Here is a 25,491-nt window from a genome sequence, read left to right as displayed (position 1 = left end):
GTGCAAGTGCACCGCAAGGCTCGCACCTCAGGATGACGTCAGCATCACCTCGCTGACGCCGATTTGACTGACGCTGCCGGATTTACAGTCTCGCCTGCATCATCAAGCTCCCCCATAATCCCTCATCGCGCGACCGCGCCGATGACAGATGGGGCAGGCCATGAAGATCGACGATGTCAGGAAAACCGCGTACTCGATGCCGCTGACCAACCCGTCCTTCCCGCCGGGGCCGTATCGGTTCTTCAACCGGGAATATTTCATCATCACCTACCGGACCGACCCGGAGGTGCTTCGTGCCGTGGTGCCGGAGCCGCTCGAAGTCGTTGAACCCGTCGTCAAATACGAGTTCATCCGCATGCCCGACTCGACCGGCTTCGGCGACTACACCGAAACCGGGCAGGTGATCCCGGTCCGTCTCGACGGCGAGGAGGGCGCCTATACCCACGCCATGTATCTCGACGACGAAGGCCCGATCGCCGGCGGTCGTGAAATCTGGGGTTTCCCCAAAAAGCTGGCGAAGCCGAAGATCGAAGTCGAGAGCGATGTGCTGGTCGGCTCGCTGCATTACGGCTCGGTGCTCTGCGCCTCCGCCACCATGGGTTACAAGCACCGCCCGGTCGATCATGACGCCGTGCTGAAGGGCATGAAGGCGCCGAACTTCATTCTCAAGATCATCCCGCATGTCGACGGCAGCCCTCGGATCTGCGAACTGGTCCGCTTCCATCTCGAGGACATCACGCTGAAGGAAGCATGGAGCGGTCCGGCCGCGCTTGGCCTGTTTCCCCATGCGCTGTGCGACGTTGCCCGGCTTCCGGTGCGCGAAGTGGTCTCCGCACTGCATTTCAAGGCCGATCTGACGCTGGGATTTGGGAAGGTGGCGTTCGACTATATGGCGAAGTGAGGGTCGTCACCATCGCGGAATGACGAAGACGCTCTACTGCGCGCCCTTCAGCGTGCAGGAGGTCGAGCAGGTCGTCATCACGCCGCGCTGGCAGGAGATGCACACGTTAATGCACTGCTTCAGGTCCTTGGGATTGTAGGAGCTGTAGAGCTTGCGGGCGCAGTTATCGATCGAGCCGGTGATGTCGTTGTTGTTGTCAGGTTTGCACCCGGCCAAAACGACCGCCGATAGCATGATTGCGATAAAGACGCGCATTTCCACCGCTCCACCGGGGACGTCGCTGCGCAGAGACACAGGACGGCTCAAGGCCCTCGCAAAAGGGGTACCCTTCAGGATGGCGCGATTTCATTAAGCGAGCGTTACGCTGGCCGGCGACCCCTGATGCTGCAGTGCACCGGGGGATGGAACCCAACATTACCGCACCAGAATATTCCGGAACTGCCAGGGATCCGAGGTGTCGATGTCTTCCGGGAACAGGCCCGGCCGGTCCGTCAGCGGGGTCCAGTCGGTGTAGTAGCCTTTCACCGGGCCGAGATACGGCATCTGGATTTCCAGCAGACGATCGAAATCCATCTCGTCGGCTTCGACGATGCCTTCGTTCGGGTTTTCCAGCGCCCACACCATGCCGCCGAGCACGGCGGAGGTCACTTGCAGGCCGGTGGCGTTCTGATAGGGCGCGAGTTTGCGGGTCTCTTCGATCGAGAGCTGCGAGCCGTACCAGTAGGCATTGTTGTCATGGCCGAACAGCAGCACGCCGAGTTCGTCGATGCCGTCGACGATTTCGTTCTCATCGAGGATGTGGTGCTTTTCCTGCATCTTCGCCGCGCGGCCGAACATCTCATGCAGCGAGAGCACGGCATCGTCAGCCGGATGATAGGCATAGTGGCAGGTCGGCCGGTAGATCGCCGTGCCCGATGCGTCACGCACCGTGAAGTAATCGGAGATCGAGATCGACTCGTTGTGGGTGACGAGGAAGCCATACTGCGCGCCGCGGGTCGGGCACCAGGTGCGCACGCGCGTGTTGGCGCCGGGTTGCATCAGATAGATGGCGGCGCCGCAGCCGGCCTGGTGGGTACGCGCATTCTCGGGCATCCATTTTTCATGGGTGCCCCAGCCGAGTTCGGACGGCTGCACGCCTTCCGACAGGAAACCTTCCACCGACCAGGTATTGACGAAGACGTCAGGCTCTTTCGGCGACTTGGAGCGCTGGGTGTCGCGTTCGGCGATGTGGATGCCCTTGATGCCGGCCTGCCGCATCAAATCAGCCCATTCGGCCTTGGTCTTCGGCTTGGGGGCATTGAGCTTCAGATCAGCGGCGACATTGAGCAGCGCCTGCTTGACGAAAAAGGACACCATGCCGGGATTGGCGCCACAGCAGGAGACGGCCGTCGTCGAGCCCGCGGGGCGCGCCTTCTTGGCGGCCAGCGTCGCTTCGCGAAGGGCGTAGTTGGAGCGCGCTTCCGGGCCCTTCGAAGAATCGAAATAGAAGCCGAGCCAGGGCTCGTTGACGGTGTCGATATAAAGCGCGCCAAGTTCGTTGCAGAGCTCCATGATGTCGGTGGAGCCGGTATCGACCGAGAGATTGACGCAAAAACCCTGGCCGCCGCCTTCGGTGAGCAGCGGGGTAAGCAAGGCGCGATAATTGTCTTTGGTCACGCCCTGCTGGATGAATCTTACATTGTGCTTCTCGCAATGCGCCTTGCGGCCCTCGTCCTTGGGATCGATCACGGTGATGCGCGACTTGTCGTAATCGAGATGCCGCTCGATCATCGGCAAGGTGCCTTTGCCGATGGAGCCGAAGCCGACCATGACGATGGGGCCGGTGATCTTCGCGTAGATCTGCGAGGCGGGGCTCATGGGATGGTTTCTCCGGAAAGTGCTGGCGGACAGATGGTGAGGGGTGGATCAGGCGCTGCGGCGCTTGGCAGTTACTTCGATCTCGATCTTCATCTCGGGCTTGTAGAGGCCCGCGACCACCAGAAGCGTGGCGGCCGGGCGGATGTCGCCGAGAACTTCGCCGCAGACCGCGAAATGGGCATCCGCATCCCTGAGGTCGGTGATGTAGTAGGTCGCGCGGACGATGTCGGCCATCGCGAAGCCGCCTTCTTTCAAGGCGGCCTCGATGGTCTTGAAGCAGTTCCGTGACTGGCTCGTGACATCGTCAGGCATCGTCATGGTGGTGTAGTCATAGCCGGTGGTGCCGGCGACAAAGGCGAAATCGCCGTCGATCACGGCGCGGCTGTAGCCGGCGGTCTTCTCGAACGGCGAACCGGTGGAAATGAGACGGCGGGGCATCGGAACCTCGATTTGCGGCCTGATCCGGAAATAGCTGATTTGGCGCGGTTTAAGGGCTTTTCGCCGGACCGCGCAACCCCTCTGACGCGACGGCTCAGGCCGCGTGCGGCACAGTCTGTAGAGCCTTCTTCGCGCGAGATGCCTTTGCCTTGGCCAGCGGCGCGCCGGACGCCGAGATCATACCCCACGCGCCGTCGAGCCCGCCGTCGCGCAGTTCGAGGCCGAGCAGGCGGTCGCGCTCGAACGGGCCGGGCAGCGACAGCGCGCCGGTCTTCTCAGCCGAGAAGCCGAACCTGACGTAATAGGGCGCGTCGCCGAGCAGGATCACCGCGCGATGGCCACGCGCCGTCGCCGCCGCGAGCGCGTGGTCCATCAGCGCGGCCCCGACGCCAAATTGGCGGGAGGATTCCTCAACCGCCAGCGGGCCGAGCATCAGCGCCGGGATGCCCCCGGCGCTGACGTGCCACAACCGCACGGTGCCCACCAGCTTCCCTCGTGCCACGGCCGACAAGGCAAGGCCTTCGGCGGGCGTACGTCCGTCACGCAGGCGCTGGCAGGTGCGGTTAAGGCGGTTTGCGCCAAAGCAGGCATCCAGCAGCGCTTCACGCGCAACGACGTCCGAAGCCCGTTCCGCACGGATCGCGAACGGAGCGGCATTCGGGGTGAGGGCAACAGTGGTCTTCCGCAAAGCAGTCATGGCACGTCAGTCCTCACTCCAACGGCAAATCACGCCGCGGAGCGTTGTCAGAAAATCGCGAAATGAGGGATGGGAGCCGGCGCGCCGGCTCCCGGTTAGTCAGGCCTCAGCGGCCAGTTCAGATGTGGTAGGTCCGCAGCGGCGGGATGCCGTTGAACGCCACCGACGAGTAGGTCGACGTATAGGCGCCGGTGCCTTCGATCAGCAGCTTGTCGCCGATCTCGAGCGTAACCGGGAGCGGATACGGCAGCTTCTCGTACAACACGTCGGCGCTGTCGCAGGTCGGGCCCGCGAGCACGCACGGCGTCATGTCCGCACCGTCATGCGGGGTGCGGATGGCGTAGCGGATCGACTCGTCCATCGTCTCGGCGAGACCGCCGAACTTGCCGATGTCCAGATACACCCAGCGCACCTCGTCCTCGTCGCTCTTCTTGGAGATCAGAACGACTTCGGTCTCGATGATGCCGGCATTGCCGACCATGCCGCGGCCCGGCTCGATGATGGTTTCCGGGATCTGGTTGCCGAAATGCTTGCGCAGCGCGCGGAAGATCGACCGGCCATATTGCAGGACCGGAGGAACGTCCTTGAGGTACTTGGTCGGGAATCCGCCGCCCATGTTGACCATGGACAGGTTGATCCCGCGCTCGGCGCAGTCACGGAACACCGACGAGGCCATCGACAGGGCACGGTCCCACGCCTTCACCTTGCGCTGCTGTGAGCCGACATGGAACGAGATGCCGCACGGCTCCAGGCCCAGACGCTTGGCGAGGTCGAGCACGTCGACCGCCATCTCGGGATCGCAGCCGAACTTGCGCGACAGCGGCCATTCGGCGCCGGCGCAATCATAGAGGATGCGGCAGAACACCTTGGCGCCGGGCGCGGCACGGGCAACCTTCTCGACTTCGGCGGCGCAGTCGACCGCGAACAGGCGAATGCCGAGCGCGAAGGCACGCGCGATGTCGCGCTCCTTCTTGATCGTGTTGCCATAGGAGACGCGGTCCGGCGTCGCACCGGCAGCCAGCGCCATTTCGATCTCGGCGACGGTCGCGGTGTCGAAGCACGAGCCCATCGAGGCCAGCAGCTGCAGCACTTCCGGCGACGGGTTTGCCTTCACCGCGTAGAACACGCGGCTGTCCGGCAAGGCCTTCGCGAAGGTCTGGTAGTTGTCGCGCACGACTTCGAGGTCGACCACGAGGCACGGCTCGGTGTCCTGGCCCTCGCTGCGGCGGTTGCGCAGGAATTCCTGAATACGTTCGGTCATAGCACCCTCCAAACGGCCCAGCGACGGGACCCGTTCAAATGTAAATCTCGGCCATAAGTGCTTCGGCGCAGTCGCACGATGGAGACGCGACTAGGCCTTGGACTCAGACCGAATAGTGCTGCCGTGGATTGGTTGGGAATTTCCCGCCCGCACACCTGGCAATGAAGGACAAGCCTTTTCAGTAGCCCGCGCCGGCGTTGGAATGCCGGTAGAGACCAAAAAAGCCCGATCCGTCGTTGCTTTAAGTCGCGTCCCCCGTTGAGAGCGGGGTGCGCCGGTTCGCCTCCGGCTGCCAGTCACGGTTGCAAAGGATGCAGAGACCTTCAACGGCATCTCTTGAGAGAGATGCTGGCCGCTAATGAAGCGACCCTCGGTTCTTCATCCCTTGGCGGCTGTCCGGCCTCTTGTCCGGATACCTACCGACTGACACACGACCACAGGCACGTGCGAAATTGGGCAAGAGTGCAAATAAGACTTTTGAATTCGCTTCGCAACATTTTTTTTAGGCTGTGGGCAAATTTCCCTAACGCGTGCTTACAGCAGCGCGCTCAGCGCGTCTCTTGACGTCGCCAGCGCGCGCTGGCGACGTCAAACATGAACAGCCGTTAAGACTTCTCGGGGAAATTACGGAGTGTTGTCGCGTGAAGTGGAATCGCGAAAGCGCCTGCGCCGCAGCGCTCTTCGCTTCAAGCGCGTCAGCTGCGTTTCCAGAACGGCTCGATGCGCTGAGCTTGGCGGATGAAGCCGACCATGATCACGACGCCGATGGCGAACATCACCGCCTGCAGGATGTGCGCGCCGGTGTCGGAGAGTCCAAGCAGGATCGCGATCGCCCAGCCGCCGGCGAATGCCGCGCCGAACACCTCGGCGCCGATCAGGATCGCCGCCGAGATGACGGTGATGACGCTCGGCCAGATGATCTCGCTCTTGGCGCCGGAAGAAGGCTGCATGCTCATGAAAAGGTCCTGTTGGGTGGGCGCAATCTCTCCGAAAAGGCCCCCACTATCAAGCTTAAAAGGCCCAAAAATGCCGTATCGCGTGATATAGATTGACGCATCATTCAGAGCGTTTTCGAGCCGAAGTGGATGCCGGTTCGCATAGCAATCAAGTGTACGCAGATTGCGTAGACTTACCTGCGGTAGGAAACGCGTCAAAAACAAGGCTGGAAGCCCGAAGCGGCTGCAGCGCGAAAGCGGGATTTGTGATGTCGGAAACCCAGCAAAATGCAGCCCCTCCGGAAGCCCCGGCAAATCCGCTGCTCCGGCCGTGGCAGACGCCGTTCGAGACGCCGCCGTTTGCGGAAATTCTCCCTGAGCACTTCCTGCCGGCTTTCGAGCAGGCCTTTGCCGATCACGCCGCCGAGGTCGCCGCCATCACCCACGATCCCGCGGCGCCCGACTTTGCCAACACGATTACGGCGCTGGAGCGCTCCGGCAAGCTGCTCTCCAAGGTCTCCGCCGTGTTCTACGACCTGGTGTCGGCGCACTCCAATCCGGCGATCCTGGAGATCGACAAGGAAGTGTCGCCCAGGATGGCGCGGCACTGGAATCCGATCATGATGAACGCGGTGCTGTTCGGGCGCATCGCCATGCTCCACCACAACCGCGCCGCGCTCGGCCTCACGGCTGAGGAGATCCGGCTGCTGGAGCGCACCTACACCAACTTCCACCGCGCCGGCGCCGGCCTCGACGAAGCCGCCAAGGCGCGCCGGGCCGAGATCAATGAGCGGCTGGCCGAGCTTGGCACCTCGTTCAGCCATCACCTGCTCGGCGACGAGCAGGACTGGTTCATGGAGCTTGGCGAGGACGACCGCGGCGGGCTGCCTGAAGCCTTCGTCGCCGCCGCCAAGGCCGCCGCCGAGGCGCGCGGGATGGCCGGCAAGGCGATCGTGACGCTGTCGCGCTCTTCCGTGGAGCCGTTCCTGAAGAGCTCGGATCGGCGTGACCTGCGCGAGAAGGTGTTCCGTGCCTTCACCGCCCGCGGCGACAACGGCAACGCCAACGACAACAACGCCACCGTGGTGGAGATCCTGGGGCTCCGCGAGGAGGCCGCGAAGATCATGGGTTACCCGACCTATGCGGCCTATCGCCTCGAAGACTCCATGGCCAAGACGCCCGAGGCGGTGCGCAGCCTGCTGGAGCGGGTCTGGAAGCCGGCGCGGGCGAGGGCGCTCGCCGACCGCGACGCGCTGCAGGCCATGATCGCCGAAGAGGGCGGCAACTTCGCGCTGGCGCCGTGGGACTGGCGCTACTACGCCGAAAAGCTGCGCCAGGTCCGCGCCAATTTCGACGACGCCGCGATCAAGCCGTATCTGGTGCTCGACCACATGATCGAGGCCGCCTTCGACTGCGCCACCCGCCTGTTCGGCGTCACCTTCGCCGAGCGCAAGGATATCCCGGTCTGGCACCCGGACGTCCGGGTCTGGGAGGTCAAGGGCGCCGACGGCAAGCACAAGGCGCTGTTCTATGGCGACTACTTCGCCCGGCCGTCAAAGCGATCCGGCGCCTGGATGACCTCGCTGCGCGACCAGCAGAAGCTCGACGGCGCGATCGCTCCCTTGGTGATCAATGTGTGCAACTTCGCCAAGGGCGCCGACGGCGAGCCGTCGCTGCTGTCGCCGGACGACGCGCGGACCCTGTTCCACGAGTTTGGCCACGGCCTGCACGGCATGCTGTCCAACGTGAACTACCCCTCGCTGTCAGGCACGTCCGTGTTTACCGACTTCGTCGAGCTGCCCTCGCAGCTCTACGAGCACTGGCAGGAACAGCCGCAGGTGCTGCGGCAGTTCGCAAAACACTACCAGACCGGCGAGCCGCTGCCGGACGAACTGCTCACCCGCTTCCTGGCCGCGCGAAAATTCAACCAGGGCTTTGCCACCGTCGAATTCGTCTCCTCGGCGCTGATCGACCTCGAATTCCACACCCAGCCGGCCTCGGCCAGCCGCGACGTCGGCGCGTTCGAGAAGGCGGAGCTGGAGAAAATCGGGATGCCCGCCGAGATCGCGCTGCGGCACCGGCCCACGCAATTCGGCCACATCTTCTCCGGCGACCATTATGCGTCGGGCTATTACAGCTACATGTGGTCGGAGGTGATGGACGCCGACGCGTTCGGCGCCTTCGAGGAGGCCGGCGACATCTTCGATCCCGCCACCGCCAAGCGCCTGCATGACGACATCTACTCGTCCGGCGGCTCGCGCGACCCCGAGGATGCCTATGTCGCGTTCCGCGGCCGGGAGCCGGAGCCCGACGCGCTGCTGCGCCGCCGGGGCCTGCTCGAAACGCCGGAGGCGGCGTGAGCCCCACTGTCGTCCCTGCGAACGCAGGGACCCATAACCACTAATGTTCGTTGTAAAGGAACGCCTTTGCCACACTGCCCAAACGAGACGACACGGCGTATGGGTCCCTGCGTTCGCAGGGACGACGTAATGCGTGTACTGTTCGGCTTCTTAGGCTTGATCGTCGCGTCGCTGCTCGGCGCTGCCCCAGCCCAGGCCCATCCGCATGTCTGGATCACCGCCAAGAGCGAGGTGGTCTACGCCCCTGACGGCGCGATCTCAGGCGTGCGCCACGCCTGGACCTTCGACGACATGTTCTCGACCTATGCGCTGCAGGGCATCGAGACGAAGACAAAAGGCGTCTACAGCCGCGAGGAACTGGCACCGCTGGCGCAGACCAATATCGAGTCGCTGAAGGAATTCGGCTACTTCACCTTCGCCAAGGCCGACGGCAAGAAGGAGAGATTCCTGGAGCCGGTCGACTACTACCTCGAATTCAAGGATGACGCGCTGACGCTGCACTTCATGCTGCCCGCCAAGACGCCGTTCAAGGCCAAACAGGCCGCGCTGGAGGTGTTCGATCCCGCCTTCTTCATCGATTTCAAGTTCGAGGAGAAGGACCCGATCAAGCTGGTCGGCGCCCCCGCTGACTGCAAGCTGCAATTCCAGCGGCCCAATGACGGCACCGCCAATGCGCAGCGGCTCAACGAAAACAACTTCATGAACGGCGACAATTCCAACTACGGCGCTATGTACGCCAACAAGATTTTGGTGGATTGCCCGTGACCAAAGCGTTTTCCAGCGAAGTGGGTCCGGTTCGCGTCAAGAAAACGCGTCAAGAAAACGAATCGGGAGCCCCGTTTCGATTCGATCGAAACGGAAAAGGCTCCAGCTTCACCCACGCGCTCCTGATCGGGATCGTCGCACTCGCCGCCATTGTCGCGGTCGACGGCGTCCTCCACGCCCTGCTGGCGCAAAACCCGTTCGGCGGCCCCCGGCCGGCCAAAGCCCCTGAGCCGCAGGTCGGCGGCATCGTCGGCTGGCTCTTGGCCAAGCAATCGGAATTTTATCGCGAGATGTCGGCGACCATCCGCGCCGCCAAGTCCGACGGCTCAGCGGTCTGGACGCTGCTGGCGATCTCTTTTGCGTACGGGATCTTCCACGCCGCCGGTCCTGGCCACGGCAAGGCCGTCATCTCGTCCTATCTGGTCGCCAACCAGGAGACCGCGCGGCGCGGCATCGTGCTGTCGTTTGCGTCCGCGATGCTGCAGGCGCTGGTCGCCGTGCTGATCGTCGGCATCTGCGCCTGGCTGCTCAACGCCACCGCCAAGACGATGTGCGGGGCGGAGAAGGCGATCGAGATCGCGAGCTACGCCCTGATCGCGGCGTTCGGCGCCCGGCTGGTCTGGACCAAGGGCGGCGGATTTATGCGCGCGCTGCAGGCCAAGCCGGTGCCCGCGATGGCCACCGCTACGGCTACGGCCAGCCATCATCACAATCATGGCCACGATCACCATCACCACCACCATGAACATCATCACCATGCGCACGCTCATGCTGACGCTCATTCCCACGCAGCCGACCACGTCCATGACGAGCATTGCGGCCATTCCCACGGCCCGACGCCGGATCAGCTTGCCGGTCCCGGCGGCTGGCAGCGTGGGCTGGGCGCGATCTTCGCCGTGGGCCTAAGGCCCTGTTCGGGCGCGATCCTGGTCTTGGTGTTCGCGCTGGCGCAGGGCCTGTTCTGGGCCGGAATCGCCGCGACCTTCGTGATGGGCCTCGGCACCGCGATCACGGTCGCGACCATTGCCATCGTCGCGGTGTCCGCGCGAGGCCTCGCCGAGCGCCTCAGCGCCGGCCGCGAAGGCGGCGGCGCGCTGATCATGCGCGGCATCGAGTTCGGCGCGGCGGGCCTGGTGCTGCTGTTCGGGCTCGGCCTGCTGTTCGGTTATCTCGCCGCCGAGCGGGTGACTTGTCTGTGATCCGTAGCCCGGATGAGCGCAGCGACATCCGGGGCGTGTCCCCGCATATCGCGAAGCTCATGCGGGCTACCTGCTACGTGATGCCGAGATCGAAAGGCGTGGAATCACCCGCCCGGATTTGCTATGATGTTGCTATGGAACGCGATGAGGCCATTAGCCGGTTGCGGCAGCACGAAGCCGATTTGAAGCGGCTTGGCGTCGAACATCTTTACATGTTCGGCTCAATGGCGCGTGGCGAGGCGAAACACGATTCCGACGTCGATCTCTTTTTTGATTACGAGAAGGGCAAGCTCGGCGTGTACGAGCTGATGGACGTGAAAGAGTACGCGGCCAGCATTCTCGGCCGGAAGACGGAAATCATGACGCGCGACAGCCTGCACAAGGCGCTGCGGGATACGATAGAAGCAACAGCCGTCCGCGTGTTCTAGTGATAACACGGTCGCTCATCCCCCGCTTAACGGACATCATCGAGGCGATCGAACGCGTCAATGGCGTATTGGCGGATGTGTCGCTCGAAGCGTTCGAAGGCGATTGGCAGCGACAGTGGCTCGTCGAGCGCGGTGACGAGATCATTTCGGAAGCCAGTCGTCATCTTACGGACGACCTGAAGGCGCGCCATCCGGAAATCCCATGGCAGAAAGTTGCAGGGATCGGCAACGTACTGCGCCACGATTACGAGAGTATTGCCGCGCCCGTGCTATGGAAGTTGGTGCATGGCGACTTGCCGACATTGGAAAAAGCCTGTCGGTCTGAACTCGGCGCGGAAGAGCGGTCTTTCCGGGAAATGATCTGATGTCACGCGAGCAGTTCTGGTTCTTCCACCCGTTTCGAGTGCGCTATTCCGAAATCGACGGGCAGGGCGTTGTCTTCAACGCGCATTACCTGACCTATTTCGACACCACGATCACCGAATATTTCCGCGCGCTCGGCTACGACCAGTATGCCGACTCCCGAAAGACCGGGATCGACTTCCACGTCGTCAAATCGCTGATCGAGTACAAGGCGCCGGTGCTGTTCGACCAGGAGTTGGACGTCGGGGCGCGGGTGGCGCGGATCGGCAATTCAAGCCTTACCTTCGAACTCGCGATCTTTCAGAAAGGCAGCCATGAGGCGCTGGTGACCGGCGAGATCGTCTGGGTCTATACCGATCAGAAATCCCATCGTCCGGTCCCGATCCCGCAATCGATCCGGAATTTCATTGCGGCGCGGGACCGGCATCTGGCCTGACGCCGCGGTGGCTGCGACAAAAACAACCCGACGGGCTGAGATCTCGTCATTGCGAGGAGCGACAGCGACGGCTTGTCCGCTGTAGCTCAACGAGCGAAGGTGGAAGCACTCCATCGTTTCGCAAGCGGCGTGATGGCTTGCTTCGCTCGCACGCAGCAGGCATTGCCTCGTTCATTCTACGCCGGCATTTTTGCTCAGGAACGCAGTAAAATTCTCCACTTTCCGATCGGAACCGCACCGCGCGAACTCATGACCGCTCCACGCTGCGAATAGTGCTGATGTACTATGGAGTTAGTAGGCCGGAACCAGTCCCCCTCCGCAACGTTATCTTGGCAACTTCCAATTTGCCGATCATGAGTCCACACAGGGGGCCGTCATGGACCAGGTGACGAGAGATTTTGGGCGCAACGAGGAGCTGGAGCAACTCGCTTCTGCCTTTACCGAGGGCGCTATTTTTGTCGATGCGACAGGACAAATTGTTTGGATCGATGAAAACCTGCGGCGTCGTCTCAACGGTGGCTTGCAGGATATTGCCTTGCCGATACCCCGGCCGGAAGGCCGGACGATCGATTGCTTTGTCGCGGCTACCCAGGTCATGATTGACGGCAAACCTTCTCCGGTGTGCGTAATTCAACAAGCCGGCGAACAAAAGGAGCCTTCGCAGCTGATCGCAGCTATCGAGGCCGTTATGTCCGACAGTTCGTGGCTTACCCGAATGATCGTTGAGAAGTTCAACGCATTGCGCCAGGGCACGAGGTCGTCGCCGCGATCCTCCGACCTCGATATTCTAACGGGCCGCGAACGCGAGGTGCTTTGGCTAATTTGCGAAGGGCGAAGCGACTCCGAAATGGGCGAGATGCTTCATCTTTCCCAGAATACCGTGCGCAACCACATTGCGTCATTGTACCGCAAAATTGGCGTAAATCGCCGTAGCGCCGCGGTCATCTGGGCGCGGGAGCGTGCGCTCACGAGCCACGACGCGCTGAACGCGCGAGCGTCATCGAAGCGCTCGGGCCAAACGCCGCGAAGCGACGGCCTGTACTAGTAGGGCTGGTATTTCTCTCTCTCTTGCCGGAAAGCCGGCCACCGTGTCTTCTAGGACGAGTCATGGCGGCATTCGGATGTGCCGCCATGGTCCGCATGCGCGGTGCGAGGTCAGTGCGGCTTCATCGGCGACGCCCGATGTTTCTCAGCGCCAAGAAGGCGATTCCGACGTGACCAACCTCTTGCTTCGACTCTACATCGCCGGACCGTCAGCGACCTCTCGCCGAGCGGAGCAGAATCTGCGGCGCCTGCGAGACGTCGCGAAGGCGCGCGACGGACTGGCCGTCGAAATTATCGATGTGCTCAAGAATCCGGAACTCGCCGAGCAAGCTGCGATCATCGCCACGCCGACACTCGCTCTTGAACACCCTGTTCGCCCGCGGCGGATAATCGGTGATCTCAGCGACGTGGAGAGGGTCCTCGATTTTCTCGGAATCGAATCTGAAGGAACAAAAGCATGACCACAGAGGATGCCGACATTGCTGCCGTGCTGGATCGGGTTCAGACCGGCGTTCAGGCCTTCGATGAACTGGTTATGGGTGGGTTGCCTCGCGCTCGAACCACGGTCGTTGGTGGCACGCCTGGAAGCGGCAAAACGGTCTTCGCGACACAATTTCTCGCACACGGAATTACGACTTTTGGTGAGAATGGCGTGCTTGTAACGTTCGAGGAACCGCCGGCGGATATTGAAGCCAATATGCGGGGATTTGGCTGGGAACTGGCGAAATGGCGCAAAGACGGGCGCCTGGGATTTGTCGATGCCAGTCCGCCGGCAAGCGATGAATTGATTATCGGCGATTTCGATCTGGTTGGTTTGCTCTCTCGCGTTCAGCATGCAGTCAAGACCGTAAACGCCAAGCGCGTCGTTCTGGATTCGCTTACTCAACTTTTTGACCATTTTATCGGCGACCCGAAGATACTGCGTCGCGAGCTGTTTCATATCAGCAGCGCCCTCAAAAAGTCCGGCCTTACGGTGCTCATGACGGCGGAACGCAATAGTGAATATGGAGAGATCACGCGACATCGCCTGGAAGAGTTCGTTGCAGACAACGTCGTTATTTTGCGCAACGTCCTTTATCGCGAAAAGCGTCGCCGCACCATCGAGGTCCTCAAGATGCGCGGCAGCCATCACGCCGAAGGTGAGGCACCCTTTACCCTGCTGGCGAACCAGGGCGTCGTCGCTGTCCCGCTTTCCTCGCTTCGCCTGGAACAGCAATCAAGCACGGTGCGCGTCACAAGTGGAAATTCTGAAATCGACAAAATGTGCGGGGGCGGCTTTTTTCGCGACAGCGTGACGCTGGTGAGCGGTGCAACAGGCACCGGCAAGACCCTGCTCGTCACCAACTTTCTCGCCGGCGGCGTAGTCGCCGGAGAGAAGGCCATTCTGTTTGGGTATGAGGAAAGCAAAGGCCAGCTCTTCCGCAATGCGAGCGGTTGGGGCGCCGATTTTGCTCAGATGGAGGCTGCGGGAAAACTCAAAATCGTCTGTCTCTATCCTGAAGCGCAGGGGCTGCCGGATCATCTGCTCACCATCCAGAGCCTTGTCGACGAATTCCAGCCGAACCGCATTGCGGTGGACAGCCTCTCCGCGTTGGAGCGGATCGCCCCGGATACCGGGTTCCGCGAATTTCTGATCAGCCTTACCTCCTTCATCAAGAAGCGGGAAATTGCCGGGCTCTGTACCGCCACCAGCAAATCCCTCATCGGTGGTGAGAGCGTCAGCGAGCAGCACATCTCGACCTTGACCGATTCCATCATCTTGCTGCGCTACATCCAGGAGCAGAACACCATGAATAGAGGTCTTATGGTGCTAAAGATGCGAGGCAGCGAGCATGCCAAGGAAATTCGGAAGTTCACAATCGACAGCGCCGGCATGCACTTTGGCGAGTCCTTCAAAACCGCGCCAAACGTGTTCACCGGTGATGATATTGCACGATGAAGCGGTGAACAGGCGGCAAGGTCGATACCATGAATAGTGCGGATGCCAATTCCCGCAGCGGCATCGATCAAGCCGAGATTAGATTCCTTGTCGAGAAAAATGCCGACGGGATCATTGTGATTGACGAGAACGGAACCGTGCTGTTTGCGAACCCCGCCGCAGAGCAGATTTTCGGGCGGCAGGCCGAGCTATTGATCGGGCGTCCGATCGGAATACCGTTTATCGCCGGAGACACAGCTGAAATCGCCATCCACAAGCCGGACGGCGACCAAATTGACGCGGAAATACGGATTGTTGATACGACCTGGGATCGTCAGCCGGTCCGCCTTGCAAGCCTTCGGGATGTCTCGGCCCGCAAGGCCACCGAGGAACGTCTGAGACATTCGGCAAAAATGGAAGCGGTCGGATTGCTGACGGCGGGGATAGCGCACGACTTCAACAATCTTCTGACGGTCGTGCTGGGCAATCTGGAGAGCGCTCAACGTCGATTTTCTGCCACTGATCCTGCGTTATCGCGCGCGCTGGAAAATGCCAACCGGGGCGCACGACAGGCCGCGAAGCTCACGGAGAAATTGCTGGCGTTTGCGCGGCGGAAACCGCTCGAACCCCAGTTGCTTGACGTCAACCGTCTCGTTTCCGGGATGTCCGATTTGCTCCAGCGCACACTCGGCGAGCAGATCGTCGTGCGGACCGGATTGATCAAAGACCCTTGGAACGTTGAAATCGATCCCACAGAACTCGAAGCGGCGATTCTGAACCTTGCGGTCAACGCACGCGACGCGATGCCGTCGGGTGGGCAACTTGTGATCGAAACGTCCAACGTCGAACTCGATTCCGAGCATCCGACAGTCAACGCCGATATCGCAAGTGGGCCCTATGTTCTCATTTCCGTTACAGACACGGGAATGGGGATGACGCCCGATGTGCTCAAGCAGGTTTTTGAGCCGTTCTTCACGACAAAGGCTGGCGGGCGCGGGACGGGTTTGGGGTTGAGCCAGGTCTATGGGTTTGTCAGGCAGAGCGGCGGTCACGTGAAGCTTTACAGCGAACCCGGTATCGGCACATCAGTCAAAATTTATCTGCCGAAGGTCATGGATGCCGCTGTTCCCACATGGACTCCTGTCGCGGAGCCGCAGGCGGCCGCGGATGCGCCGCGCGCCAAACAAGGCGAGACAGTTCTCGTCGTCGAGGACGAAGCGGACGTTCGTAGCTACACGGTCAATAGCCTGCGCGAGTTGGGTTATCGGGTCTTTGAAGCCATTGACGCACGGTCCGCGCTTGAGATCCTTACCCGCGAGAATGACATTTGCCTGTTGTTTACCGACCTTGGGCTGCCGGGCGGCATGGATGGCCGAGTTTTGGCGGAACGCGCTCGGGCAAACCGCCCCTCTATTCAAGTCTTGATGACAACGGCTTACGCCGCCGGCGCCTTGGTCCACGAGGGCAGGCTTGATGCCGAGATTGAATTGCTCAACAAGCCCTTCACCTACGCCGCGCTCGCAACGCGAATTCGTGAATTGCTGGATCGTCAACGGGAGCAGCGGGAGACGCGCATTCTCGTGGTTGAGGATGAATTCCTGGTCCAAATGTTTCTCGCAGACGTTCTCGTTGACGCCGGATGCGCCGTCCTGGGGGCTGCAAGCGCCTCGGAGGGGTTGACGAAATTTCGGGCTGAGCACGGCGAGCTTGCCGGCGCAATTATCGACCTTGGATTGCCAGACCGGCGGGGTGACGAATTGGTTGCGGATATTCGCGCAGTTCAACCTGATCTGCCGATCATCCTGGCGACCGGCTATGCCGACGACAGCGTTCGTCGCAGATTTGCGCATGATGAACGATTGGTATTCCTCTCCAAACCATTTGATTCCGAAAGCCTTTTGGCGGCACTTCGAAGGTTCGGTATTCGGTGCAGTTAGATAACGGGCGTCTTTGCCGGAACCGCGTAGGGGTCTATTTCATGCGAGGGGTTACGGTAACGGTGCATTTTATCGTTCGAACGGCGGACTGCATTTTCATCCCCACCCCATCCTGCGCGTTCAGGATTATAGCGAGTTGATGATGATGATTGCGATCGCCAGGATGAGCAGAACCCACCATATCTGGACGGCGATGGCTGCGAAGCCGAGGACGGCCGCGATACCTGCCAGCAGCTTTCCTTCCTTCACGATGATTGCGACGACGGCGAAAGAGATGGCGATCACGCCGAGCGCGGCCGCCCCCGTTGAGAGTACCTCGTTCCAGGTCGCCTGACCGACGAGCCCGGAAAGATAGACCCCCGGCACCAATTGCGTCAGCGCCGAGACCAGCAGCGCCAACAGGCCTGTCACGCTGCCGATAATGCTGAACCGGCGGGATTGTACGGCACTATCCATCACAGTATCCATCACATGAAATCTCCCGCGTCGCCTTGGAGCGAGCCGCGCTGATGCAGCCTTGGTGCGATCCAGCCGCTTGAAGGTTCAATGTGAACTGTGGGTGCCCCAGGATGGCTGCCACCGACCAATGCGGCTAAGGCAGCCATGCCTGCGGCAAAACAACCCGACGGGCAAATCAGTTCTGTTTTACGGAAATCATGTCAAGCCCCTAAATAAAAAATATTTCTGTTTACCAGAAGGCAAATCAGGCGTATGTGTTGGCCATCCCGTCCTGGTCAGAAGGGCGTCGGCCGTCGTCACGGACGTTGGACGGGTTGCGGTGGACGCTGGTTTACGCCTCGACGACGGCGTGGATAAGCGTACGGCAAAACCGTGTGGTCCTGGCGCCCGTTGCTGGCGTCAAGCTGTCGGGTCGGCGCAAGCCGAACGGCAGCGACGGAGTCAACCAAGAACTCGTCTCCGGGGAGATCACGGCATAAGCCGTAAAGCCATTGCGCAGGGAAGGCCGGGTGTTCACCGCTGCCCTGTATGCTCGTGTGCAGCATTTCTTGTGCTAACCGCACACGGGACCGCGGGTGCAGCGCGCACCCGGTCTTCCCTGCGCCCTCTCTATGAGAGGGCGGGAAGTTTCTGGCAAAGCTCGGGCGCATTGCGTCGCGAGAATGCGAAACTGCGTTTGGATGATGGTGCAACCACAAACACCACCGTCGTCCCGGCCTTGAGCCGGGACCCATAACCACAGGAAGAAGTTTTGCGAATGGTCTCTGCTACCGAGCCTCATCGAAAGATCCCGCGGTATGGGTTCCCCGATGCGCAACTGCGCATCTGAGCTCAAGGCCGGGACGACGAGAGATGGTACTACCCCGGCAAATACCCCTTGACCGCCGGCAGGAAGAAGATCGCGATGTTGATCGCAAAGCCGATGGACCACAGGATCGAGCGCAGCGTCGGGCGGTTGCCGAGATAGGTGAAGACATAGGCGATCCGCACGATCAGGAACAACACCGCCAGCTCGTCGATCAGGTGTTGCGGCCCGAGGCGAAACTCGGCGAGCAGCACCGCGACCGCGAAAAACGGAAACGCCTCGATGCCGTTCTGATGGGCGCCCAGCGCCCGGGCGCGGATCGGATCCTCGTAGAAATCGGGGTCGCGGGGCCTGGCATTGTCGAAACGGCGAAACCCGATCCATTTGACCGAGGCGATCGTCAGCAAGTACAGCAACAGCGTTCCGAAAACGCACCATTCGGCGACCGTCATGGTTCCTCCCGCCCGCGGCAAGACCTCAGCGTATCGAACCGATGCTTGTCTTGACAAGGATGGTGCAACGCGCGAAGCCACGGAAATCATGACCGTGGTCGTTCCCATAGGAAGTGCGAAGCCTGCGCCGGAAGCCAAGCCCGAGCGTGTCGGCGTGCTGCTGGTCAATCTCGGCACGCCCGATACGGCCGATACCAGGGGCGTGCGGGTCTACCTCAAGGAATTTCTCTCCGACCCGCGCGTGATCGAGGACCAGGGGCTGCGCTGGAAGCTGATCCTCAACGGCATCATTTTGCGCATCCGTCCCCGCCGCAAGGCGCGCGACTACCGGAAGATCTGGAACGTCGAGAAGAACGAATCGCCGCTCAAGACCATCACGCGCGCGCAGGCCGAAAAGCTGGCGGAGGCGATCGCGGACCATGACCACGTCGTGGTCGATTGGGCGATGCGTTACGGCAATCCGTCGATCCGCTCGCGCATCGATGCCCTGACCGCGCAAGGCTGCGACCGCCTGCTGGTCGTGCCGCTCTATCCGCAATATTCCGCGGCGACCTCGGCCACCGTGTGCGACGAGGTTTTCCGCGTGCTGGCCGGCATGCGCGCGCAGCCGATATTGCGGGTGACGCCGCCTTATTATGACGACCCCGATTACATCGACGCTCTGGCGGTCTCAATCAACGCGCATCTGGCGACCTTGCCGTTCCAACCCGAACTGATCGTCGCCTCATTTCACGGCATGCCGCAAAAGTATGTCGACAAGGGCGATCCCTACCAGGCGCAGTGCATCGCAACAACGGACGCGTTGCGCCGACGCATGGGGCTTGATGCCTCCAAACTGCTGCTTACATTTCAATCGCGCTTCGGTTTCGACGAATGGCTGCAGCCCTACACCGACAAGACCATCGCGCAGCTCGCGAAGGATGGTGTCAAGCGCATTGCCGTGGTGACCCCCGGCTTCTCCGCCGATTGCCTGGAGACGCTGGAAGAGATCGCGCAGGAAAACTCCGAAATCTTCAAACATAATGGCGGCGAGCAGTTCGCGGCGATCCCCTGCCTCAACGACTCCGAGCCCGGCATGGACGTGATCCGCCAGCTCGTGTTGCGCGAGCTCCAAGGCTGGATTTGATATTTTCCTGGTCAGACAGCATACATCTGGCGGGCGTCAAACGGCTCCCTACGTAACCATTGCTAGAGAACAGCCGGGCTGAACCGGCGGTGGCATCCGGCAGACATATGGACGACCGCGTCCGGCAACGGTCTTGCCGGTTTTGGAGGGAATTCATGACTGGTTTCGACATTTTCGCGATTGCGTTTTTGCTGCTGGTCATTGTGACCCTGTTCGCCGGCGTCAAGACGGTGCCGCAAGGCTATGACTGGACCATCGAACGGTTCGGCAAATACACCCGCACGCTGTCGCCGGGGTTGAACATCATCGTTCCCTATTTCGACCGCGTCGGCCGCAAGATGAACATGATGGAGCAGGTGATCAACATTCCCGAGCAGGAAGTCATCACCAAGGACAACGCCACCGTGACGGTGGACGGCGTCGCCTTCTTCCAGGTGTTCGACGCCGCCAAGGCCAGCTACGAGGTCGCCCATCTCGAGCAGGCGATCATCGTGCTGACGATGACCAACATACGCTCGGTGATGGGTTCGATGGACCTCGACCAGGTGCTGTCGCACCGCGACGAGATCAACGAGCGGCTGCTGCGCGTGGTCGATGCCGCGGTGTCGCCGTGGGGGCTGAAGGTCAACCGCATCGAGATCAAGGACATCGTGCCGCCGGCGGACCTTGTGGAAGCCATGGGTCGCCAGATGAAGGCCGAGCGCGTCAAGCGCGCCGACATTCTGCAGGCCGAAGGCCAGCGGCAGTCGGAGATCCTGCGCGCCGAGGGCGCCAAGCAGGGCCAGATCCTGCAGGCCGAGGGCCGCAAGGAAGCCGCGTTCCGCGACGCCGAGGCGCGCGAGCGTTCCGCCGAGGCCGAGGCCAAGGCGACGCAGATGGTTTCCGAAGCCATCTCCAAGGGCGACGTTGCCGCGCTGAATTACTTCATCGCCGACAAATACATCAAGGCGTTCGGGCAATTGGCTGAATCGCCGAACCAGAAGATCCTCATGCTGCCGATCGAGGCCACCAGCATTCTTGGCTCGCTCGCCGGTATCGGCGAGATCGCCAAGGCGACCTTCGGTGACGCGGCTACCGCGGCAGTCGCGCGGCGTGGTTCGGTGCCGAGCACCGGTCCCGCCACGCCGCCACCGCCACCGCCGCCGTCACCATTCTCGCCGCAGCGGTGAGGGACTTCCCTCTCCCGCGCTTGCGGGGGTCGAGACGAGCGAAGCTCGCTCTTAGGGTGCCGAGCGAAGCGTTGATGGATCGCACGAGTTGATAGGGAGGTCGTGTCATGGCCGACATATTCGCTACTCTGGGCACCTGGAACTGGCTGATCTTCGGCTTCATCCTGATGGCGCTGGAATTGCTGGCGCCGGGTGTCTTCCTGTTCTGGCTCGGTCTTTCCTCGCTGATGGTCGGCCTGGTGTCGTTTGCGATCAATCCGTCGTGGCAGGCGCAGCTCTTGATGTTCGCGGCGTTCGCGGCTGCGTCGGTGCCGGCGTGGCGGCATTTTGCCAAGAGCGCCGGCAGCAGCAGCCAGAGCAACCCGTTCCTCAACCGGCGGACCGAAGCGATGATCGGCCGGGAGTTCACGCTGGAAAAACCGATCGTCGACGGCACGGGCACGGTGCGGATCGACGACACGATCTGGCGCGTCGCGGGCCCCGATGTGCCGGCCGGCAGCCGCGTCAAGGTCGTGCAGGCCGATGGGGCGAGCTTGACGGTGGCGGTGGCCTAGATTTGCTTGCTCCACCGCTCGGCAAAGCGGTGGAGAGGAAGGAAGGTTTCGTTCAATTCGAGGCCGAGCCCGGTCAGGCCATAGCCATCGCCCGGCAGCAGTTCGATCAGGCCGGCCTCGCGCAGTTCGGAGAGCCGGGTCTGCATAACTGTCGGCGAGGCCTCGTCGCAGGCGGTGCGCAGCGCGCGCGAGGTCAGCGGTCCCTCGCGCAGCTCCCACAGGATACGCAGGGTCCAGCGGCGCCCGAGCAGGTCGAGCAGCGCCATCACCGGCCGGCCGGTGCGGGAGCCGCGGACCGCGCGTTTCTTCATAACAGGGGCCTGTTTCGGCATCGGGAAGCCTCTTGCGAGCTGCTACAGATATTGTAGCGTGTTGCTACATTTATTGTAGCATAGGAGTGAACGATGTCACAGACCGCGCCCCGGATCGCGCCGCTGCAGCCGCCTTATCCACCCGAGATTCAGGGGCAATTCGACCGCATCATGCGCGGCGCGCCGCCGCTGGTGCTGTTCCGGGTGATGGCCGGCCAGCCCCGCGCCTGGGAGAAGTTTCGCGCCGGCAGCTTGCTGGATCGCGGCCCGCTCAGCTTGCGAGAACGCGAGATCGTGATCGACCGCACCTGCGCGCGGACCGTTTGCGAGTACGAATGGGGCGTGCACGTCACGACGTTTGCCGAAGCCGCCCACCTGACCGCCGAACAGGTCCGCGCCACCGTGCTCGGCGATGCCAAGGCCGCCTGCTGGTCAGCGGCCGAGCAGGTATTGATCGCAACCGCCGACGCCCTGCACGACCGCGCGACGCTTGATGAGACCGAGTTCAAGGCGCTGTCGGCGCACTATGACGACGCAAAGATATTCGAGATCATCCAGCTCTGCGGCTTCTATCGCACCGTGTCATATCTGGCGAACGCGTTGGCCCTGCCGCCGGAGGAGACGGCGGCGCGATTTCCGAAGTGAGATGTCGCCCCGGCGAACGCCTGTAGGGTGGGTTAGCCGAAGGCGTAACCCACCATCTTCGTGCGTCGTGGTTCGGTGGGTCACGCTTCGCTAACCCACCTTACGAAGTCCCCTTGGAGCTACGCCACGCCCGCGCGCAGCAAATCATGCAGATGCACGATGCCGACCGGCTTGCTGGCGTCGGTCACGATCAAAGCGGTGATCTTCGACGAGTTGAGGATCTCAAGCGCCTCGCCCGCGAGCAGGTCACGGCCGATGGTCTTGGGATTCTTCGTCATCACCTCGTCGACGGTGGCGGTCATCAGATCGGGCCGCATGTGGCGACGCAGATCGCCGTCGGTGACGATGCCGACGATATGGCCGCGACCGTCCGTGATGCCAACGCAGCCAAAGCCCTTCGACGACATCTCGACCAGCGCATCCGACATTTTGGTGCCGAGCGGCTTCAGCGGCACCGCGTTGCCAGCATGCATGAGGTCGCGGGTGTATTTCAACAGCGCGCCGAGCTTGCCGCCGGGATGCAGCACGCTGAAATCGACCGAGGTGAAGCCGCGGCCTTCCAGAAGCGCGATCGCCAGCGCGTCGCCGAGCGCCAGCATCATCAGCGAGGAGGTGGTCGGCGCCAGATTATGCGGGCAGGCCTCGCGCGCCTTCGGCAAGGTCAGCGCGACGTCGGCGGCCTTGCTCAGCGTCGATTCCCGGTCCGCGGTCATCGCGATCAGGGGAATGGAAAAGCGGGTGGCATAAGTGATGAGATTCTTCATCTCCGGCTGCTCGCCGGACCATGACAGCGCCAGGATGACGTCGTCGGCGGTGATCATGCCGAGATCGCCGTGGCTGGCTTCGGCGGCATGGACGAAGAAGGCCGGCGTGCCGGTGGAGGCAAAGGTCGCGGCGATCTTGCGGCCGATATGGCCCGACTTGCCGAGCCCGGTCACGATCAGCCGGCCCTTGGCGTTGCCGATGCAATCGACGGCCGCCGCGAACGGCGCGCGGAGGTCGGACTGCAGCGCCGCCGTGATGGCGGCGATGCCGCCAGCCTCGACATCGAGCGTGCGCAGGGCCGACTCGATGGCGGCGTTCGCATGATCGGTGCCGGATGATTTTGCCATCAGCGGTTTCGGCTTGGCCATGTCTCAAATCCAGGGAGGAGGGGCAGAAGCCCCCGGACCCCTCCTTAGCACGGCCGATTTGGCGATGCGACGCGGGCCGCCGGCTCTCAACGGGTCATTAACCATAATTGTTTTAACTCCATTAACGACGTTTTCCCCGCGCGCTCGGAATGCGTCGAATAAGTAGCTGACGTTGTTGGAGTATTTTCATCGTGGTGGCAGGTCCAGTAAGGGGCCAAAGCAGGCGCGCGACAGTGTTCCGCGCGGTATTGCCATGCCTTGCGCTGATAGCCCTCACGGGGACCGCGGCGCAGGCCCAGACCGTCACGCCTGACTTGTTCAGCCCGACCCGCAGCAGCCAGCTGATGCCGGTTGATTCGCCGCTGCGCCGGACCAGTGCCGAGGCCAACGACAAAACCAGCGACGAGGCCAACGACGCCCGGGTTCGCGACAAGGAGAAGCCCGCGCCGTCGCGCATCGGGGCGATCCCGCGCTATGGCCTGCCCGCCGCCAGCGGCGCCTCCAGCTCCGGTTACGACTCGCTCAACCGCAAGCTTCAGAAGCCGAAATATTATCCGGGCCAGGCCCGGCCGAAACCGCCGCCGGGACCCGGCAGTCGTCCACCGCTGCTGTCGAATACGCCGCTGCGGCTTTCGATTCCGCCGTCGCAGACCGCCAACAAGGCCCCGATCCCGCCCGCGATGGCCGGCACGGTGGTGGGCCAACCTGCGCGCAAGCGGCTCAAGATCGATGACGATCCGTTCGGCCCGGTCGGCGATTACGCCGGCAGCTTCCTGATCAAATCGGCGCTCGAACTCTCGGGCGGCTACAACACCAACCCGCGCCGCACCGTCGACGAGAAGGGCTCGCCGTTCTATGTGATCGCGCCGGAACTCCTCGTCATGTCCGACTGGGAGCGCCACGCGGTGGTGGCGGACTTGCGTGGATCGTTCACCGGCTACGGCAACACCTTTCCGCCGCCGGCCGACGGCACGGTTTCACCGGCGCCGGTCGTGGTCGATCGTCCGGATTTCACCGGTCATGTCGACGGCCGTCTCGACGTCTCGCGCGACACGCGGCTGCTGGCGCAGGCGCGGCTGCGTCTCGCCACCGACAATCCGGGTAGTCCGAACATTCAGGCCGGCCTGCAAAGATATCCGGTCTATGCCACGTTCGGCGGCACCTTCGGCTTCGACCAGAATTTCAACCGTCTGCAGGTTTCCGGCGGCGCCACCGTCGACCGCACCGCCTATACCTATTCCAAGCTCACCGACGGCACCTCGACCAGCAACGACGACCGCAACTTCAACCAGTTCGGCGGTGTCGGCCGCGTCAGCTACGATCTGATGCCGGGCTTGAAGCCGTTCGTGGAAGCGCAGGCCGACAGCCGCGTGCATGATCTGAGACTCGACCGCAGCGGCTTCGCGCGCGATTCCACCGGCGGCTACGTCAAGGGCGGCACCAGTTTCGAATTCTCGCGGCTGCTTACCGGCGAAATCGCGGTCGGTTACGCCGCGCGCGACTATGTCGACAGCCGCCTCAACCGCCTCGAAGGCCTGCTGACCTCGGCTTCATTGACCTGGACGGCGACACCGCTGACAACAGCCAAATTCTATTCCGACACCACGATCACCGAGACCACGCTGCCCGGCGTATCCGGCGTGCTGACGCACATCTACACTGTTGAAGTCGATCATGACTTCCGGCGCTGGCTGACTGCGATCGGCAAGTTCACCTGGGGCACGCTCGACTACCAGGGCGACAACCGCAAGGACAAGATCTACACGGTGTCCGGCGACCTCATCTACAAGATGAACCGCAATCTCTGGGTCAAGGGCACGGTCCGTCGCGATTGGCTGGATTCAAACCTCCCCGGCAACAGCACCGCCGCCACCATCGTCATGCTCGGCGTGCGTCTGCAGCACTAGGCTTTATCTCTTCGCTTGTGTGCTCGAGTCGAGGCAGGGAACTATGACACACTGCTAATCGGTTGTGTGACAGTGTCACACCCACTAGCGCTTGACCGCGGAGCAAAGCAGCCCCACTCTGTCCGCCTTACAGAAGGAGTCTCAATGGCCCAGCGCAAGACCGCGTCTCGCAGCATTTTATCGCGAACACTGGCTACGATTATTCTCGTTGGCATTTATTGTTTCAGCATCGTCGGTGTGACGGCGCTGATGGTTGGAGGATCGACGACGGCTGCGTACGCGCAGCGCGGTAATCGTGGCGGAGGCCGCGGCCGAGGTTCCAGCCGCGGCGGTCGCGGTCACCGCGGTCACCACCACGGTTACCGTGGCCGGGGTCGCGGTTATGGTCGTG

The 25,491-nt window shown here is 62.2% G+C and carries 26 protein-coding genes; 16 read left to right on the top strand and 10 right to left on the bottom strand.

Going from position 1 to position 25,491, the window contains the following annotated elements; genetic code table 11:
- Nucleotides 1-160 precede the first annotated feature (160 nt).
- Nucleotides 161-901, top strand: coding sequence for an acetoacetate decarboxylase (locus JQ574_RS27250; protein ID WP_212211509.1), 741 nt, complete (start codon nt 161-163; stop codon nt 899-901).
- 33 nt (nt 902-934) lie between these two features.
- Here the strand turns inward: JQ574_RS27250 and JQ574_RS27245 are convergent, their stop codons facing one another.
- From JQ574_RS27245 to JQ574_RS27220, 6 genes are all read right to left on the bottom strand, one after another.
- Nucleotides 935-1,156, bottom strand: a complete 222-nt coding sequence (locus JQ574_RS27245) for a hypothetical protein (RefSeq protein WP_192738183.1) — start codon at nt 1,154-1,156, stop codon at nt 935-937.
- A 159-nt stretch (nt 1,157-1,315) separates the two neighbouring features.
- A complete protein-coding gene (locus tag JQ574_RS27240) occupies nt 1,316-2,758 on the bottom strand; it encodes a homospermidine synthase (RefSeq protein WP_212211508.1) in 1,443 nt (480 codons plus the stop codon).
- A 48-nt stretch (nt 2,759-2,806) separates the two neighbouring features.
- On the bottom strand, nt 2,807-3,196 hold the full coding sequence (locus JQ574_RS27235; protein WP_211993997.1) for a RidA family protein: 390 nt from the start codon (nt 3,194-3,196) through the stop codon (nt 2,807-2,809).
- A gap of 94 nt (nt 3,197-3,290) precedes the next feature.
- On the bottom strand, nt 3,291-3,893 hold the full coding sequence (locus JQ574_RS27230; RefSeq protein WP_212211507.1) for a GNAT family N-acetyltransferase: 603 nt from the start codon (nt 3,891-3,893) through the stop codon (nt 3,291-3,293).
- A gap of 118 nt (nt 3,894-4,011) precedes the next feature.
- Nucleotides 4,012-5,154 (bottom strand): type III PLP-dependent enzyme, encoded by a 1,143-nt coding sequence (locus JQ574_RS27225; protein ID WP_212211505.1) that lies wholly within the window; start codon nt 5,152-5,154, stop codon nt 4,012-4,014.
- Between the two features lie 695 nt (nt 5,155-5,849).
- Nucleotides 5,850-6,110, bottom strand: coding sequence for a hypothetical protein (locus JQ574_RS27220; RefSeq protein WP_212211503.1), 261 nt, complete (start codon nt 6,108-6,110; stop codon nt 5,850-5,852).
- Between the two features lie 248 nt (nt 6,111-6,358).
- Here JQ574_RS27220 and JQ574_RS27215 point away from each other — a divergent pair, with 248 nt between their 5' ends.
- From JQ574_RS27215 to JQ574_RS27170, 10 genes are all read left to right on the top strand, one after another.
- Nucleotides 6,359-8,449, top strand: a complete 2,091-nt coding sequence (locus tag JQ574_RS27215; protein ID WP_212211501.1) for a M3 family metallopeptidase — start codon at nt 6,359-6,361, stop codon at nt 8,447-8,449.
- Nucleotides 8,450-8,578: 129 nt separating this feature from the next.
- Nucleotides 8,579-9,214, top strand: a complete 636-nt coding sequence (locus tag JQ574_RS27210) for a DUF1007 family protein (RefSeq protein ID WP_212211500.1) — start codon at nt 8,579-8,581, stop codon at nt 9,212-9,214.
- A gap of 122 nt (nt 9,215-9,336) precedes the next feature.
- Complete coding sequence (locus JQ574_RS27205) at nt 9,337-10,413, top strand: nickel/cobalt transporter (protein ID WP_212384085.1); 1,077 nt, start codon at nt 9,337-9,339, stop codon at nt 10,411-10,413.
- Complete coding sequence (locus JQ574_RS27200; protein ID WP_312014717.1) at nt 10,410-10,841, top strand: nucleotidyltransferase domain-containing protein; 432 nt, start codon at nt 10,410-10,412, stop codon at nt 10,839-10,841. The genes JQ574_RS27205 and JQ574_RS27200 overlap by 4 nt, the downstream gene beginning before the upstream one ends.
- Nucleotides 10,841-11,206, top strand: a complete 366-nt coding sequence (locus JQ574_RS27195) for a HepT-like ribonuclease domain-containing protein (protein WP_212211498.1) — start codon at nt 10,841-10,843, stop codon at nt 11,204-11,206. The genes JQ574_RS27200 and JQ574_RS27195 overlap by 1 nt, the downstream gene beginning before the upstream one ends.
- Entirely contained in the window at nt 11,206-11,640 is a 435-nt protein-coding gene (locus JQ574_RS27190; protein WP_212211496.1) for a thioesterase family protein, read from the top strand. Before JQ574_RS27195 ends, JQ574_RS27190 begins: the two co-directional genes overlap by 1 nt.
- Nucleotides 11,641-12,016: 376 nt before the next feature.
- Nucleotides 12,017-12,685 carry a response regulator transcription factor gene (locus tag JQ574_RS27185; RefSeq protein WP_212211494.1) on the top strand — a complete coding sequence of 223 codons (669 nt, stop codon included), beginning with the start codon at nt 12,017-12,019 and terminating at the stop codon, nt 12,683-12,685.
- A 169-nt stretch (nt 12,686-12,854) separates the two neighbouring features.
- The gene (locus JQ574_RS27180) at nt 12,855-13,145 is read left to right on the top strand and encodes a circadian clock KaiB family protein (RefSeq protein ID WP_212211493.1); all 291 of its coding nucleotides are present in this window, start codon (nt 12,855-12,857) and stop codon (nt 13,143-13,145) included.
- The gene (kaiC, locus tag JQ574_RS27175) at nt 13,142-14,623 is read left to right on the top strand and encodes a circadian clock protein KaiC (protein ID WP_212211490.1); all 1,482 of its coding nucleotides are present in this window, start codon (nt 13,142-13,144) and stop codon (nt 14,621-14,623) included. The genes JQ574_RS27180 and kaiC overlap by 4 nt, the downstream gene beginning before the upstream one ends.
- Nucleotides 14,624-14,652: 29 nt before the next feature.
- Entirely contained in the window at nt 14,653-16,539 is a 1,887-nt protein-coding gene (locus tag JQ574_RS27170; RefSeq protein WP_212211489.1) for a response regulator, read from the top strand.
- Between the two features lie 126 nt (nt 16,540-16,665).
- Here the strand turns inward: JQ574_RS27170 and JQ574_RS27165 are convergent, their stop codons facing one another.
- Both JQ574_RS27165 and JQ574_RS27160 read right to left on the bottom strand, forming a co-directional pair.
- On the bottom strand, nt 16,666-16,995 hold the full coding sequence (locus tag JQ574_RS27165; protein WP_212211488.1) for a hypothetical protein: 330 nt from the start codon (nt 16,993-16,995) through the stop codon (nt 16,666-16,668).
- Nucleotides 16,996-17,856: 861 nt separating this feature from the next.
- On the bottom strand, nt 17,857-18,255 hold the full coding sequence (locus tag JQ574_RS27160) for an MAPEG family protein (protein WP_192738169.1): 399 nt from the start codon (nt 18,253-18,255) through the stop codon (nt 17,857-17,859).
- A gap of 88 nt (nt 18,256-18,343) precedes the next feature.
- Between JQ574_RS27160 and hemH the strand changes: the two genes are divergently transcribed.
- The 3 genes from hemH (at nt 18,344) to JQ574_RS27145 (ending at nt 21,104) form a co-directional block, all read left to right on the top strand.
- A complete protein-coding gene (gene hemH, locus JQ574_RS27155) occupies nt 18,344-19,381 on the top strand; it encodes a ferrochelatase (RefSeq protein ID WP_212211562.1) in 1,038 nt (345 codons plus the stop codon).
- Between the two features lie 155 nt (nt 19,382-19,536).
- Nucleotides 19,537-20,550, top strand: coding sequence for an SPFH domain-containing protein (locus JQ574_RS27150; protein WP_212211487.1), 1,014 nt, complete (start codon nt 19,537-19,539; stop codon nt 20,548-20,550).
- Nucleotides 20,551-20,657: 107 nt separating this feature from the next.
- Nucleotides 20,658-21,104, top strand: coding sequence for an NfeD family protein (locus tag JQ574_RS27145; RefSeq protein WP_212211486.1), 447 nt, complete (start codon nt 20,658-20,660; stop codon nt 21,102-21,104).
- Here JQ574_RS27145 and JQ574_RS27140 read toward each other — a convergent pair.
- On the bottom strand, nt 21,101-21,436 hold the full coding sequence (locus JQ574_RS27140) for a helix-turn-helix domain-containing protein (RefSeq protein WP_212211485.1): 336 nt from the start codon (nt 21,434-21,436) through the stop codon (nt 21,101-21,103). The genes JQ574_RS27145 and JQ574_RS27140 overlap by 4 nt on opposite strands.
- A gap of 72 nt (nt 21,437-21,508) precedes the next feature.
- Between JQ574_RS27140 and JQ574_RS27135 the strand changes: the two genes are divergently transcribed.
- A complete protein-coding gene (locus JQ574_RS27135; RefSeq protein ID WP_212384081.1) occupies nt 21,509-22,060 on the top strand; it encodes a carboxymuconolactone decarboxylase family protein in 552 nt (183 codons plus the stop codon).
- Nucleotides 22,061-22,179: 119 nt separating this feature from the next.
- On the opposite strand, the gene JQ574_RS27130 is transcribed toward JQ574_RS27135, so the two are convergent.
- The gene (locus tag JQ574_RS27130; RefSeq protein ID WP_212211478.1) at nt 22,180-23,193 is read right to left on the bottom strand and encodes an SIS domain-containing protein; all 1,014 of its coding nucleotides are present in this window, start codon (nt 23,191-23,193) and stop codon (nt 22,180-22,182) included.
- Between the two features lie 233 nt (nt 23,194-23,426).
- Here JQ574_RS27130 and JQ574_RS27125 point away from each other — a divergent pair, with 233 nt between their 5' ends.
- A complete protein-coding gene (locus JQ574_RS27125; protein WP_312014714.1) occupies nt 23,427-25,100 on the top strand; it encodes an outer membrane beta-barrel protein in 1,674 nt (557 codons plus the stop codon).
- Nucleotides 25,101-25,491: the final 391 nt, after the last annotated feature.

Source organism: Bradyrhizobium sp. AUGA SZCCT0158 (assembly GCF_018130065.1).
Classification (GTDB): Bacteria; Pseudomonadota; Alphaproteobacteria; order Rhizobiales; family Xanthobacteraceae; genus Bradyrhizobium.
Note: the sequence above shows the minus strand (reverse complement) of the source record. Positions and strands in the feature narration are given on the sequence as shown.